This window comes from Halomonas sp. HL-93 (genome assembly GCF_900086985.1).
Lineage (GTDB): Bacteria > Pseudomonadota > Gammaproteobacteria > Pseudomonadales > Halomonadaceae > Vreelandella.
The window spans coordinates 1,672,169-1,684,328 of the sequence record NZ_LT593974.1 but is presented as its reverse complement, the minus strand read 5'-3'; the positions used below and the strand labels follow the sequence as shown (position 1 = coordinate 1,684,328).

Sequence of the window (12,160 nt, the reverse complement as noted above, 5' to 3'; positions counted from 1 at the left end):
TCCTTATAGGGAAAATAATCTCAATTGGTCGACAACTTGGCATTTTTATCCCTATCGGGAAATAAACCTTGCTCAACAGCTTTTGCCGCGCGACGGGCAAGCCATGGCGGCCATGGGCAAACTCAGCTACCCGTTTATAAAACGAGAAATTACGCGACTGTGCGACGCCATCAGCGAACTTGCTGAAAGCGTCGACCTTCAACTTGCACTTGAGCGCGCGGGTTTACCTGCCAATCGCTGGGCAAGCCTTCAGCAACAGCGGCAGCATATCGTCAGGCAGTGCAAAAAAGCACAGCGCTGGTAGCTGGCAGATTAAGACTACTCCACGTAATAGCCGCTCACCCGCCAGGTACCGTCTTCAAGATGAGGGGTAACGGTCTCAACCCGACGCTCGTTATTCTCGAAGCCGGTTTGAAAGGTAAACACGATATAGTCGCCACTCGGCGCGCCGGGCATAGACGTTTCGCGGCTGGCACGCATCCTCTGGCGAGACGACACCTTGCCAAAATCCCGGCGTACAAGCTCAATGGTGCGGGCCAGCATACCTTGAGACAGCGGCGCTTTTAATATCGGCGACGCCGCTTCCCAGGCTTGTTCGAAATTACCGTTATCGATCGCTTCTAACCAGGCAAGCGCTGCAGCTTCCGCCGCGTCGGTATTGGCTAAGGCATGCGAGCTGAGAGACAGCAGCGCCGCCGAAATGATAAAGCGCAAGATGTTGGGCATGGCAGGCTCTCATGACGTTGGGTAACGATCGTGTAAATTCGTCCTATAGAGAGTTATCGGAAATGGGCGGGGTTTCTTTAGGGAATTTGTAAGATCTGCCAATATCAGTTCGGTCTATTTACTCATGCGAACGTAGCTGCACTTCCCCAGCTTATGGCTTTAAGGTTTAATAAGGGCTATGCGATGAAGCTTTTTTCATCAACGATAGCGTGTTGAAGCCATGGCTTTATTTATCCTGCCCAGCAACGCCGCCTGTTTGAATTTGCAGCAGCGCTTACCCGACGAACGCCTTCGCCCTTGGGTGCAATGCCTTTGGTCTATGGCCGGGCAAGGCAGCGTTGTTCCACTCCAAACAGGAAAGCTCTATCCCGACGCCGGCTCCAGCCTTACAATCAAACTTGCCAGCACCCAGCCAATTATTACGTTTTGCTTTAATAAAAGCACCCTGGTTGAGACGTTTAACCCAGCGGAAACCTGTTTAAGCATTCGATTCAAAGCGGCAGGTGCCTTTGCTCTGCTGGGCTTGGAGCCACAACAGTTTTCAGATACCCATCACTCATTGGGCATTGATGATAAACCGCCCTGGTTGGATAGCCTGATGCCGCTGGTCGAGCGTCTTTACCAGGTTAATGCAGCCAAGGGCCTTGCCTTACTAGAGGCTTGGCTGCTTAGCCAGTTGGAATGCCAATCACCCAGCACTAGCCGTACTCAAAACCTGGTTGAAGAAATTGGCAGGCTACAACTGCCCCCGAAGCAGCTAATGGCCAACCTGGGATTTACTCGGCGCACGCTGGAACGCAAATTAAAGAAAGAAGTAGGCGTTTCACCCGGCCATTTAGTGGGTTATGCCCGAATGTATAATGCCCGCCAGCTGTTAGTTAACAATCCCCACCTTCCCCTCGCGGAAATAGGCCTACAGTGCGGCTACTTCGACCAAGCGCATTTTTCTCACGCCTTTCATAAATTCACCTATGAAACCCCAGCAGCTTATCGAAAGCGCAAATTGTCGCAAATTTACAAGGCGTGAAGGTTTTCCGGTTTTAAGCTGGCTTCTCAACTTATTAACCGGAGCATTCTCATGCTGCAACGCCTATCCCCTGAATCCGTTTACCGTCTGTGCCCTCGCCTACCTAAGCATCTTCATGCCTTAGGCAAAGTCGCGTCAGATTCAGCCGTTCATAAAACGATAATTCACCTGGTTAACTTACGCGTTTCACAAATCAATCACTGTTGTTACTGCCAGCATATGCACAGCCAAGAGGCCCGAGACGATGGCGAACGCCAGGCGCGCCTGGACGTATTACCCGCCTGGCGAGAAGCACCTTGCTTTAATGAAGAAGAGCGTGCCGCGCTTGCCTGGGCAGAAGCCCTCACACTCATCAGCCAGGAAATGGTCAGCGATGACGACTATCAAAACGCAATAACCGCATTTGGCGAGCAAGGTATGATGGAACTCACCAGCGTCATACTGGAAATGAACAGCTGGAACCGGATATCGGTAAGTTTTCAGTTCACGCCGGAGATAAATTGATGGTAATGACGCTGCGCCAACAGCTCCCTAACCTGCTAGGCATCTTGTCCAGCTTGTGCTTTTTCTTCGGTAGTTTCCTGTTCCTGCCAATGTTTGCGGTCTACGCAACACTCGGCGTCTGGTGCTTTATAGCGGGGTCGTTGATCATGTTTATTATTTATCTAATAAATATAAAAAACAGACAATAACTTCGCACACACAGGGTGCGGCATCCCAAGGTAGGGCGCAATACTGAAAAAACGCATAACGTCGATTCGCTATGCGTTTTTTCTAAACATGACGCACCAGCCAATAGAGCGGGTTACTTCTCAAACCCACCCCGCTCGTTTACTATGCGCCACCCAAGTTCCCCACCGTTCAGGCGACCATGTCCGTCAATGCACTCTATACCGACCTTTCCGGCTACTACGATTTGATGTGCGCTGACATCGACTATCACGCCCAAAGCAACGCCATCCGGCGGCTGCACCAGCTTTTCGGTAATGAAGGCTCACGCCACCTTGACCTCGCCTGTGGCACTGGCCCCCACGTGCGCCATTTCATGGATTTTGGCTACGCCAGCCGCGGACTGGATATCAATCAACCAATGCTGGACATGGCTGCCAGCCGATGCCCGGAAGCTCAGTTCACCCTGCAAGACATGAGCGCATTCGAGGTTAGCGAACCGCTCGATTTAATCACCTGTTTTTTATACTCGATCCACTACAACGACGGTATTGAAAAGCTTAAAGCGTGCATTGCCAGCGCCCACCGCGCCTTAACAACGGGCGGCGTTTTCTACTTTAACGGGGTAGATAAGCAGCAGATCGATAACGACCTGTTTGTTAAGCACACCGCCAAGCGGGCAGACGATACGTTTACCTTCCGCTCCGGCTGGCACTACAGCGGCCAGGGTGAAAAACAGTCATTGAGATTGAGCATTGAAAAAACCAACGCCGCCGCCACGCAGGTTTGGAACGATGAACACACCATGGTGGCAGTGAGCTTTGCGCAGTTAGTTACGCTTTTAGAACCCTACTTCGAGGTTCATATATTCGAACACAATTACGACAAAATCATTCCCTGGGACACTACCTCCGGAAACGCTATTTTTGTCTGTGTGAAGAAATAGACCTCACTTGGTCCTGAGAATCACCCCTTTATCGTGCTATTAGTAGAAGACATTGTCTGCATATGGCCGAAATTGTCCCCTTTGTGACCGAGCAACGCATCGTTAGCAAAATATATAAACGCTAATCTATAGCCTCACGTCAACACGATGAGATTAGCCATGACCCAGCCTAAAACCGCCTTGTTATTAATTGATGTCCAAGCCTCCTTCCCCGCCCGCGATTACTGGGTAGAATCGCTGGCTCAGGCATGGCGTCCCAAGCAGCGTGCAGTGCTGAACGCCGCACAGGCAAACAAAATTCCCGTTGTCCGTATTCTGCATGAAGAGCCTGGCAGCCAAGGAACTTTTGACCCTGAGAATGGCCTGATTCGTCCGCTCGACGATTTTGATGATGAAGCGGCGGTGAGCTTTCATAAGCGGGTTCATAACGCCTTCACCGACACCTCGCTTGAAGGCTGGTTACGGCAGCGCGGCATTGAACGGCTGGCCATTAGCGGTATTCGTACCGAGCAGTGCTGTGAAACCACCGCCCGAGTGGCGTCGGATTTAGGGTTTAGCGTCGACTTTATCAGCGATGCTACCCTAGCCTTTCCCATGACGCGCCACGGTATCACCTGGTCAGCCGATGATATTAAGGCGCGCACCGAACTGGTACTGGAAGACCGCTTTGCGCGTATTATCAATACACAAGACATGATCAACGAATGGCAAAATACGTGTGAGTGAAGAGCAACGACATAGCCAGCTGCAATCGGAAAGAGTCACAACCTTGCGGATTGCAGTACTGATGATGCCCGGCCAGGTGCCGCTTGATCTGATTGGCCCGCTTCAGGTTTTGCAGTGTGCAGACCGGCTCTCGATAGACGTTCAGGTGCGCTATATCGGCCCCAAAGCAGCCATGCAGTGGTTAGGGCCACTAACCCTTAGCGGCATTGACCCGTTACCGGAGCAGCTACCGCCTCAACATCTACTGCTGATTCCAGGGCAGTATCGCAATAGCCTTGAGCCATTGGCGCAGCAAGAGTGCGTCGCTTGGCTCAAGACGAATGCCTGCTATGCGGATACACTGATGACCGTTTGCTCGGGTACATTATTGCTGGCAGACGCGGGCCTATTAGAAGGACGACGCTGTACCACCCACCACGCGCTAATCGAACAGTTACAGACCAAAGCTCCAAAGGCCAAGGTGCAAAGCGATTGTATTTTTATCGAAGATGGCCGCTATTTAACCAGCGCAGGGATCTCAACCGGGATCGATACCATGCTGTACTGGCTTACCCAGACTTGTGGTCACTCGCTGGCTCTGGCAGTAGCACGGGAAATGGTGCTGTATCTTCGCCGTAGTGGTCAGGAGCCTCAGTTGGGGGCCTGGCTTGAGGGTCGTAATCATGTAGATGAACGGCTGCATCGCGTTCAAGATGCCATCTGCGCCGCGCCCTCTCAAAGGTGGCCTATCGAAACGCTGGCGGCTCAGGCCGCCATGAGCGAGCGTCATTTCCGGCGCCAATTCAAACGTCTTACCGGCATGCTGGTAGGCGACTACATCATGGGATTGCGCCTGCAGCGAGCCAAAGCGTTAATGACCGAAACGACCTGGACGCTAGCACGTATAGCCGAAGCCTCCGGATTCGGTGACGAGCGTCAGCTAAGGCGCAGTTGGGTTCGCCAGGAAAAAGCACCGCCTAGCGTGTGGCGGCGCTCCCAGCTACTTTGATAAATGGTTTATCCAGCGTTACTCCAGAATCTCTTTTTGCCGTTCAACATTAGCTGAAAATGTACCCCAGACGGCTGATTTCACTGTAGCTTGATGGCCTTGTCATCAGATGTAATTTACTGCATGATTTTGATATTGCCGTTTCACAAGGCTTGGTACATAAATGAATACAGCGCAACTTGAGACTATCACGAGTGAAGCAATGACCCTATCGGAGAGGGAACGGGCCAAACTCGCTCATGATTTGGTCGCAAGCTTGGATGGTATGGCTGAAATCAGTGTATCGGAAGCCTGGGACGAGGAGATATGTCGCAGAGTCAATAATCTTGAATCTGGCAAAACCAAGTCGTTAGAAGTAAGCGAAGCTCTTGAACGTGCCCGAGCTCGGATAAGGAACTAATTTTGAGGGTGAAGGTTAGCCCAGAAGCTGCTGAAGAGCTGATGGAAGCCGCAGCTTGGTATGAACTCGAATCGCCTGGGCTTGGTGAACAACTTATTGATACCTTTGAACAAGCGACCAAAAAGCTAAGCGCACCCAACCCACCAATAGTTCCTGTATTAGGTCAAGCAAGCAAACTTGGCGCAAAGCGTTTGATCCTTCAACAATTTCCTTTTTCCCTTGTGACTGTTGTTAATAACCAAGCAATTACTATTGTTGCCTTCGCCCATCATTCGAGAAAGCCGGGTTACTGGCATAATCGGGTCAGCCCTTAATGCTACTCATCGCGCAATTGTTGCTTTCATCTCATGAGTATCAAGTGCACTCCACTGCTGTGACGTTAACCGGTACAGCCTCACTAGGCGACCATGAAATTCAATAGTGTCGAAAGTAGAAAACCCTGCTTTCTCTGCCACTTTTAGTGACCCAATATTCTCAGGCTCAATAATAACAACCACCGACGATAGCTGCTTTTGATTAAATGCCTCATGGAGTACCGCTTGCACGGCTTCCGACGCTAGGCCTTTGCTCCAGTACTGTTTGGCTAGCCGATACCCTAGCCCGCTTTCCTCAACACCATTTACCTTTTCGGGGCTGACACCGCAAAAGCCGACAAGCTTACCGGAAACCTTCTCTACTAAGGCCCACGGCCCGATACTGTGAGCTGCATAGATTTCCAAGCACCATTCAATAAACCGCCGCGTCGCCGCTTCATCGCAAACGCCTCGGATCGAGTATTTCATCACCTCAGGATCGCTGAGGATAGCGGTCAACTCAGGAACATCATCTAGGGATAATGTCCGTATAAATAGTCTTTCCGTTTCGCACATCTGCACCATTTCCTCCTTGTTGATGATGCTTCGGTACGTGCTAGCTCCGAACACAATTGATTGTCGTGAGGAGTGTGCCTTTACTGCGCCTAAGCCCTCGACGTTTGGTTAAGCAGTTACCAGACGTGGGTGCATTTCAATGAAGAGGTTAAGCATGGCGATCGTGTGGCGAAGAAAACTCAATGATGGCTTCAATCTCCACAGCAAACCCCTTCGGCAGTGATCCAACACCAATGGCAGAGCGTGCATGCTCACCGCGCTCACCAAGCACAGTAACAAACAGGTCGGAACAACCGTTGATGACTTCAGTGTGAGAAGTAAAGTTGGGATCAGCGTTAACCATACCAAACATCTTCACAACACGTTGAACCCGATCAAAGTCTCCTAGAGCTTCTTTGATGAGTGCGAGGAGATACAGGCCAACCTCTTGAGCGTAGGCTCGGGCCTGCTCAATAGTCACTTCCTGCCCCACTTTTGGGACAGCCACTCCCTCTTCTCGCAACGGAGCGCCCTTACCTGACAGATAGAGCATATTGTTCGAAATTATATAGGAACGAAAGTTGCCCCTTGGCGTGGTAACGACGGGTAGTTCCAAGCCCAATGAGCGGATACACTCTTCTACGGTTGATTTCATTACAGACTCCACATCTATGCTATTGAGGGTTAAAGATCTAGACGATAGACATCCCATTTTGTAATCTCACTGAAGCCAACGCTTTTTATAAGACCATATCCAGGATTAAACGCTTTAAGAACGCGCATCTCGACTCTACAGCACTTTTCAGATTGTGATCTTCTCACCGCATGTTGCAGAAGCAACTTTTTATTTTCATCAGTATCAAATCCATCGACTAAGTACATATCTTCAACATAAAGAACACGTGAAGCGATGTAACTGGCAAACTTAAAATTATATATATAGAAACCAACGGGCTGTTCGTCTTGATAAGCTAAAGACCCAAAACAAGCAGGCGTAGTAGCTAAAAAAGCGTCGGCATAGCTTTCTCTATCAGCAGTAAAAAGATGCCTCTGCTTTTCAGATTCGGCAAGCTTGGCATTTAAGTCATAAAGATCATCGATATTTCCTTTATTTACGTTAGCAAGTTCCATAGATTTATTTCCTATCAATTTTAAAAATTGAAGTGTGTAACGCCCGCTGGATCGACGAATTAAGAATGAAAGTCAAAAGGAGAAATAGCCGTACCCTGGTTGTAAACCATTTTCCACTCGTTTCCCTCTTTCCTCCATATTGACGTTCGCCGAGAATAGCTTGTCATTAAGCCGTTTTGACGACTGATCGCAACCCGGTAAAAGAGCTGAATGAGATCAGAGCTCAATCTCCTGTGTTCAAAGTCCTGAGATACAGCCGACCACGCGGACTCGTGCGGCAAACTATCAAGAACACTGTTTAACCCGAAAAAATCGCCTGATGCTCCGATCTCCAAAAAATCTGGGGACAACAAAGAACGCAGTTTCGCCGGTGAACTGCGCACCTCAAAGCTGAGCAAGGCTCTTTCTTTTTCTATCAGATCCGCTTCGATCTCCATAGCCAATTACCTTAACGTCTGAACTCACCGACCTGCGCGGCTCCTTGTTTAGAGCCTTAGACTGAATACTTAGCTCCCCTTTTCCTCGAGCAAATCGACATAAGCGGCTTCGATGAGCTGGGATGACTCGATACCGAGCTGGTTCAATAGGCGGTGTGCGATCTCAACACCGACCTGTGATGACTCACTGGAGGCAAGTACCACTTCAAGTTCAAGAAAGTGCCCAAGGGCCTCCACCCTATCGAGATGTATACGTGTCCTGTCAACAAGATACAGCGTGCGATGTTTCCGAACACGACCAGCTACACCATAGGCCAGCGAAAGCGTCTCTCTCAATGTTTCAGGTTCATCAGTTGGCGAGCGAACATAAAACGATTCTTTCGGCCCAGCCTGATTCTCGCGCCGGTAAAAAATCAGTTCTCCGTGCTTTTCTGAAAACACCCGAAGCTTCAGTCGCCCGGCCTCACATTGGAAGAACATATCGTCTTGCAATATCTCGGTTGGCCCATTATCAGCGATCTTAGCCACCTTAGATTCGAGCACTTCGATATTGCCGATACGAGCTTTGATCTCAATATTTCTGGCCATATGGTGAACCTTTTAACCCTAAAGCACGCTGGCGACTTTGACGTAGCGAAAGTCAGACATCTGAGTCTGAACCGTTAGGGTTTGGCCGCAACTGGCGCTGAATGCCAAGCAAGAAATTGCGCAGCATCTGGTCTTTGCACTCACGGTAATTTTTATGGCTTGGCTTACGGAAAAAGGCGCTGAGCTCATGGTTGCTCAACGGCAGCCCGACCCGCTCAAAAACCGCTAACACATCTTCGGCCTTCATGTTCAGAGCAATGCGCAGCTTCTGGAACACCATATTGTTGTTCAACTGTGCTTCCGGCGCGGGCGGCGGGCCTTCACGCTTGCCACGCTTAAAGCTGATAAACCCATTCAAAAACGCCGCCAACTCTTTGTTCTTCATAGCAACAAAGGTGTCATCGTCATCCTTTTTCAGCCAGGCGGTTACCTGTGGCTGGCTCACGCTGACCTCTGCCAAGGCGAAGATATCCACGATGGTGTTATCTTTTAAATCAAAGGTATAACGGATGCGGCGAAAAATATCGTTATTGGTCAAAATGGGGTTCCTGGCCGGTAGTTAGTGTTTCAAGAAACTCGTCGATTTCTGCTTTCAGCTCGTCATCTTCAATGCCCTGGGCACTGGTTTGGGCACGCTGCAAATTGGCGATAGCCGCGTCCGTTTGGCCCGCTTCAACTTGCAACGTCGCCATGGACAAACCGATTGATGCTATATGGTCATTCGATGGCTTGGCAATGGCCTTATCGAGCGCCTTTTGGTAAATCGGCAGCGCGTCTTCCAGCTCTTCGGTAAAATCAGCCAGCGTCTCCCATTGTTCCGGGTGGTCTTTATCGGTATTTTCGTTCTCAGTGCAAATCGCCCGCAGCTCGGCATACAGCGCCTCAAATGTTTCTCTATCGTCCCTAGCGGCGGCCTTCATCAGCTTTTCCGCCAGTTCGTAGACGGCCTTGTATATTTTGGTGTTAATCATTATTGATGACCTTTTAATAAAATAAATAAAATTTAAATTAACGTTCAATAGAATTAACGCCGGGCGGTTTCAACCTCCAAGTGCAACGCTATTGCATGGCCTCGTTAGCTTTGTTTGTAGACATGTTTTCGATATCCCACCTTCACCACCGTGACGACAAGGAGCTCATCTACCACCTCATATATGATTCGGCATACCCCTTGCCGAAGCCGGTAACGTCTTGACGTTATGATGTCACAGCGTCATAGCGTCAAAACTACCCAGTGGCTCGCGAACCCATGATGCGCCTATTCAGCGAAAAAATCGTGAAGCGCGGCGGCGCATGCGTCCGGTTCTTCTTCCGCCACGAAATGCCCGCAGTCTAGAGCGACTTCCCGTACATCATCCGCCCAATCACGCCAGACGCTAAGCGGCGACTCGGCTTGCCCTGCGAGGAAGCCCCTGCCCCAGACGACCAGCATCGGGCATTGAATCCGGCGACCGGCATTGCGATCCGCCCGGTCATGCTCCAGATCAACCGTAGCGCCCGCTCGGTAGTCCTCGCACGTTGCCTCAATGACGGAAGGTTTATTGAAGTGCCGAATATACTCGGCCAAAGCTGGAGCAGTGATAGCCTCCCGTTGGCCTGCCCACTTCGCCAGCAGGTGACGCAAATAAAACTCAGGATCGTGGCCAATCAATCGCTCGGGCAAGGGAGCAGGCTGAGCAAGAAATGGCCAGTGGTAGGTACGCATGGCGACATCTTTATTCATTCGTTCCCACACCTCAAGGGTCGGGACGATATCGAGTGCAGCAAACCGCAATACTCGCTCGGGATGATCAAGGACTAGCCGGTAGCCCACGCGTGCGCCCCGGTCGTGGCCCGCGAGCAGAAATTGCTCATACCCAAGCGCCGACATGACCTCCACCATGTCTTGGGCCATGGCGCGCTTGGAATACCGCATATGTTCTGAATCGGGTTTTGGCCCCTTGCTTTCGCCATAGCCCCGAAGATCGGGTACCACGAGCGTAAAATGATGGCGCAGCTGCGATGCCACCGCATGCCACATCACGTGATTTTGAGGGTAACCGTGCAACAGCAATAGCGGTGGACCAGACCCGCCGCTGCATACGAATATCTCGGCGTCTCCGGTTTGGATACGGCGCTTCTCAAAATCGTCAAACATGGTCGTGGTACCTCGCACTGGTAATGTTTTGCATGACGCCAGCACGATGCATAGTTAAAGCGGGCATCACCATGCCAGACTGGGTTTAAGCATTTGCCTGATTTTAGCAGCGAGAGCCGCTAAAACCTTATCGTCCTCGCGTTTATAGTCATGGGACGAAATGTAGCCTTACGCAACTATCTGATTCTCGTGCCCATAAGCCTGATGAAGACAGATGGAGGTGGACAGACACTTGCGATGCCGTTGCCTCTTCAAGCAATCCTGCTGGATCCCATACCAAATCGGTGCCTCTTAACTGATTGACCTCTATGCGTTGTTAGCAGTAATGCTCCATGATGAACTCAGGGTGGCCAGTTTGTTCATCAATCTGCTCACCCAGTGAAATAAAGCCATGCTGCTTATAAAAATTGATACCGGGAGCGTTCTGGCTGTAGACACTGAGCTGCAAACACTCCCTTCTGCTCTTGGCATCATCCATCAACTCAGAGCCTATCCCCGTCCCCTGTAAACTTGGAGACACAAAAATCGCAGCTAACGTATTTCCATAGAGGCTATAAAATCCAGCGACTTGCCCGTCAGATTCATATACATAAGTCTCCGACGCAGGGATGTAGACATCGCGCATTTCGCTAACTTTTGACTTCCAAAACGCTGGTCCAACAAAGGCGTGAGCTTTAATCGATGCTGAAAGCCAGATATCCAACACTTGATCAATATCTGACTCTCGGTATTTGCGAATCATCTAGATGTTCCTACTGATGGTCAACTGCGCCAAAGACGTTACTGAAAAAACTGGCGACCCCTGGGATAGGTTGGTACCTCCAAGGCAGTTAGCTGCATAAAAATAAGGCTGGAATGTCTTGCCCTCGTCAGGGTAGATCTGACCCTTCCCCTGGATTAAGGCCTCTCGTCACTTGCTCATAGCCTTTTTTGCTTCCACCACACCGGAAGCTCCAGAATTTTAGCAGATTATTCAGAGGGTATTGTATGGCGCTTAAGATCTAAACCTATCATGGGCCAGCACCTGCGGAGGTGCTGGCCTGCTTATTACTGGGCATCTTGGTTTAAATTTCGTTCAGCTGGTATATCGCTCAGATACTCGACGAATTCCACTTCAAACCCAGCCGGATCGACAAAATAGACATTTTTACGAAACGGCTCTGGGGAGCCGGGTTTAGCAACAGCAAACCCCGCTTTATTTAATCGAGTGACAACGGCGTCGAGGTTATCGGTTACATAAGCAAAATGGGCCAGCCCAACGCTATGGCCTTTCAAATCACGGTTCTCCCCTTCGCCATGATCGCTTAACGCCAGGTAGTGATCATCGTCTCCAAAGTGGATCCATTTGCGTGGCTTGCCATACCACTCGCCATGGCCCTCATCGCGTATCCGCCAGTGTGGGAATACAGCGCGGTAAAATTTCAGCATGGCATCCATATCAGCAACCACCAGATTAACGTGTTCCAAGTACATAAGCGTCTCCTTGCGTTAAGTGAAATGGCAGGATAAAACCTCAACTTAACTTGATGTAAAGCGC

The 12,160-nt window shown here is 50.2% G+C and carries 20 protein-coding genes; 9 read left to right on the top strand and 11 right to left on the bottom strand.

The annotated features are described in order from the left end of the window. Positions 1-103 precede the first annotated feature (103 nt). A complete protein-coding gene (locus GA0071314_RS07695; RefSeq protein WP_096297978.1) occupies positions 104-304 on the top strand; it encodes a hypothetical protein in 201 nt (66 codons plus the stop codon). A gap of 14 nt (positions 305-318) precedes the next feature. Here GA0071314_RS07695 and GA0071314_RS07690 read toward each other — a convergent pair whose 3' ends face one another. Then, the gene (locus GA0071314_RS07690) at positions 319-726 is read right to left on the bottom strand and encodes a DUF4019 domain-containing protein (RefSeq protein ID WP_074396092.1); all 408 of its coding nucleotides are present in this window, start codon (positions 724-726) and stop codon (positions 319-321) included. A 220-nt stretch (positions 727-946) separates the two neighbouring features. Between GA0071314_RS07690 and GA0071314_RS07685 the strand changes: the two genes are divergently transcribed. The 8 genes from GA0071314_RS07685 to GA0071314_RS07650 all read left to right on the top strand — a co-directional run bounded on the left by GA0071314_RS07685 (position 947) and on the right by GA0071314_RS07650 (position 5,796). Further along, on the top strand, positions 947-1,753 hold the full coding sequence (locus GA0071314_RS07685; RefSeq protein WP_074396091.1) for a helix-turn-helix domain-containing protein: 807 nt from the start codon (positions 947-949) through the stop codon (positions 1,751-1,753). A gap of 51 nt (positions 1,754-1,804) precedes the next feature. Next, the gene (locus GA0071314_RS07680; protein ID WP_074396090.1) at positions 1,805-2,257 is read left to right on the top strand and encodes a carboxymuconolactone decarboxylase family protein; all 453 of its coding nucleotides are present in this window, start codon (positions 1,805-1,807) and stop codon (positions 2,255-2,257) included. Further along, the gene (locus GA0071314_RS19875) at positions 2,257-2,445 is read left to right on the top strand and encodes a YrhK family protein (protein ID WP_082934225.1); all 189 of its coding nucleotides are present in this window, start codon (positions 2,257-2,259) and stop codon (positions 2,443-2,445) included. Before GA0071314_RS07680 ends, GA0071314_RS19875 begins: the two co-directional genes overlap by 1 nt. 179 nt (positions 2,446-2,624) lie before the next feature. Continuing rightward, a complete protein-coding gene (locus GA0071314_RS07670; RefSeq protein ID WP_074396089.1) occupies positions 2,625-3,368 on the top strand; it encodes a class I SAM-dependent DNA methyltransferase in 744 nt (247 codons plus the stop codon). 159 nt (positions 3,369-3,527) lie between these two features. Continuing rightward, positions 3,528-4,094, top strand: coding sequence for an isochorismatase family protein (locus GA0071314_RS07665; protein ID WP_074396088.1), 567 nt, complete (start codon positions 3,528-3,530; stop codon positions 4,092-4,094). Positions 4,095-4,137: 43 nt separating this feature from the next. Next, a complete protein-coding gene (locus GA0071314_RS07660) occupies positions 4,138-5,082 on the top strand; it encodes a GlxA family transcriptional regulator (protein WP_231896532.1) in 945 nt (314 codons plus the stop codon). Positions 5,083-5,245: 163 nt separating this feature from the next. Then, positions 5,246-5,482: an addiction module protein gene (locus tag GA0071314_RS07655; protein WP_074396087.1), complete on the top strand. Its 237-nt coding sequence runs from the start codon at positions 5,246-5,248 to the stop codon at positions 5,480-5,482. 2 nt (positions 5,483-5,484) lie between these two features. Continuing rightward, positions 5,485-5,796, top strand: coding sequence for a type II toxin-antitoxin system RelE/ParE family toxin (locus GA0071314_RS07650; protein WP_082934223.1), 312 nt, complete (start codon positions 5,485-5,487; stop codon positions 5,794-5,796). Positions 5,797-5,802: 6 nt separating this feature from the next. Here GA0071314_RS07650 and GA0071314_RS07645 read toward each other — a convergent pair whose 3' ends face one another. The 10 genes from GA0071314_RS07645 to GA0071314_RS07600 form a co-directional block, all read right to left on the bottom strand. After that, positions 5,803-6,351 (bottom strand): GNAT family N-acetyltransferase, encoded by a 549-nt coding sequence (locus GA0071314_RS07645; RefSeq protein WP_231896530.1) that lies wholly within the window; start codon positions 6,349-6,351, stop codon positions 5,803-5,805. 148 nt (positions 6,352-6,499) lie between these two features. Beyond that, positions 6,500-6,985, bottom strand: coding sequence for a RidA family protein (locus GA0071314_RS07640; RefSeq protein ID WP_082934221.1), 486 nt, complete (start codon positions 6,983-6,985; stop codon positions 6,500-6,502). 29 nt (positions 6,986-7,014) lie between these two features. Further along, a complete protein-coding gene (locus GA0071314_RS07635; RefSeq protein WP_074396086.1) occupies positions 7,015-7,461 on the bottom strand; it encodes a hypothetical protein in 447 nt (148 codons plus the stop codon). 59 nt (positions 7,462-7,520) lie between these two features. Then, the gene (locus tag GA0071314_RS07630) at positions 7,521-7,898 is read right to left on the bottom strand and encodes a nuclear transport factor 2 family protein (protein WP_082934220.1); all 378 of its coding nucleotides are present in this window, start codon (positions 7,896-7,898) and stop codon (positions 7,521-7,523) included. 69 nt (positions 7,899-7,967) lie between these two features. After that, entirely contained in the window at positions 7,968-8,486 is a 519-nt protein-coding gene (locus GA0071314_RS07625) for a class IV adenylate cyclase (RefSeq protein WP_074396084.1), read from the bottom strand. A 52-nt stretch (positions 8,487-8,538) separates the two neighbouring features. Beyond that, positions 8,539-9,024 (bottom strand): DUF1456 family protein, encoded by a 486-nt coding sequence (locus tag GA0071314_RS07620; RefSeq protein ID WP_074396083.1) that lies wholly within the window; start codon positions 9,022-9,024, stop codon positions 8,539-8,541. Continuing rightward, complete coding sequence (locus GA0071314_RS07615) at positions 9,014-9,457, bottom strand: Replicative DNA helicase (protein ID WP_074396082.1); 444 nt, start codon at positions 9,455-9,457, stop codon at positions 9,014-9,016. The genes GA0071314_RS07620 and GA0071314_RS07615 overlap by 11 nt, the downstream gene beginning before the upstream one ends. A gap of 287 nt (positions 9,458-9,744) precedes the next feature. After that, complete coding sequence (locus tag GA0071314_RS07610; RefSeq protein ID WP_074396081.1) at positions 9,745-10,623, bottom strand: alpha/beta fold hydrolase; 879 nt, start codon at positions 10,621-10,623, stop codon at positions 9,745-9,747. A gap of 316 nt (positions 10,624-10,939) precedes the next feature. After that, positions 10,940-11,365: an N-acetyltransferase gene (locus tag GA0071314_RS07605; protein ID WP_074396080.1), complete on the bottom strand. Its 426-nt coding sequence runs from the start codon at positions 11,363-11,365 to the stop codon at positions 10,940-10,942. 305 nt (positions 11,366-11,670) lie between these two features. Beyond that, positions 11,671-12,096, bottom strand: a complete 426-nt coding sequence (locus GA0071314_RS07600) for a VOC family protein (protein ID WP_074396079.1) — start codon at positions 12,094-12,096, stop codon at positions 11,671-11,673. Positions 12,097-12,160 lie beyond the last annotated feature (64 nt).

Coding starts and splice junctions, on each gene's coding strand:
- GA0071314_RS07610 (WP_074396081.1), bottom strand. CDS start 10,623: ATGTTTGACGATTTTGAGAAGCGCCGTATCCAAACCGGAGACGCCGAG.
- GA0071314_RS07655 (WP_074396087.1), top strand. CDS start 5,246: ATGAATACAGCGCAACTTGAGACTATCACGAGTGAAGCAATGACCCTA.
- GA0071314_RS07615 (WP_074396082.1), bottom strand. CDS start 9,457: ATGATTAACACCAAAATATACAAGGCCGTCTACGAACTGGCGGAAAAG.
- GA0071314_RS07630 (WP_082934220.1), bottom strand. CDS start 7,898: ATGGAGATCGAAGCGGATCTGATAGAAAAAGAAAGAGCCTTGCTCAGC.
- GA0071314_RS07645 (WP_231896530.1), bottom strand. CDS start 6,351: ATGTGCGAAACGGAAAGACTATTTATACGGACATTATCCCTAGATGAT.
- GA0071314_RS07680 (WP_074396090.1), top strand. CDS start 1,805: ATGCTGCAACGCCTATCCCCTGAATCCGTTTACCGTCTGTGCCCTCGC.
- GA0071314_RS07635 (WP_074396086.1), bottom strand. CDS start 7,461: ATGGAACTTGCTAACGTAAATAAAGGAAATATCGATGATCTTTATGAC.
- GA0071314_RS07695 (WP_096297978.1), top strand. CDS start 104: ATGGCGGCCATGGGCAAACTCAGCTACCCGTTTATAAAACGAGAAATT.
- GA0071314_RS07625 (WP_074396084.1), bottom strand. CDS start 8,486: ATGGCCAGAAATATTGAGATCAAAGCTCGTATCGGCAATATCGAAGTG.
- GA0071314_RS07685 (WP_074396091.1), top strand. CDS start 947: ATGGCTTTATTTATCCTGCCCAGCAACGCCGCCTGTTTGAATTTGCAG.
- GA0071314_RS07640 (WP_082934221.1), bottom strand. CDS start 6,985: ATGAAATCAACCGTAGAAGAGTGTATCCGCTCATTGGGCTTGGAACTA.
- GA0071314_RS07665 (WP_074396088.1), top strand. CDS start 3,528: ATGACCCAGCCTAAAACCGCCTTGTTATTAATTGATGTCCAAGCCTCC.
- GA0071314_RS07600 (WP_074396079.1), bottom strand. CDS start 12,096: ATGTACTTGGAACACGTTAATCTGGTGGTTGCTGATATGGATGCCATG.
- GA0071314_RS07690 (WP_074396092.1), bottom strand. CDS start 726: ATGCCCAACATCTTGCGCTTTATCATTTCGGCGGCGCTGCTGTCTCTC.
- GA0071314_RS19875 (WP_082934225.1), top strand. CDS start 2,257: ATGGTAATGACGCTGCGCCAACAGCTCCCTAACCTGCTAGGCATCTTG.
- GA0071314_RS07670 (WP_074396089.1), top strand. CDS start 2,625: ATGTCCGTCAATGCACTCTATACCGACCTTTCCGGCTACTACGATTTG.
- GA0071314_RS07605 (WP_074396080.1), bottom strand. CDS start 11,365: ATGATTCGCAAATACCGAGAGTCAGATATTGATCAAGTGTTGGATATC.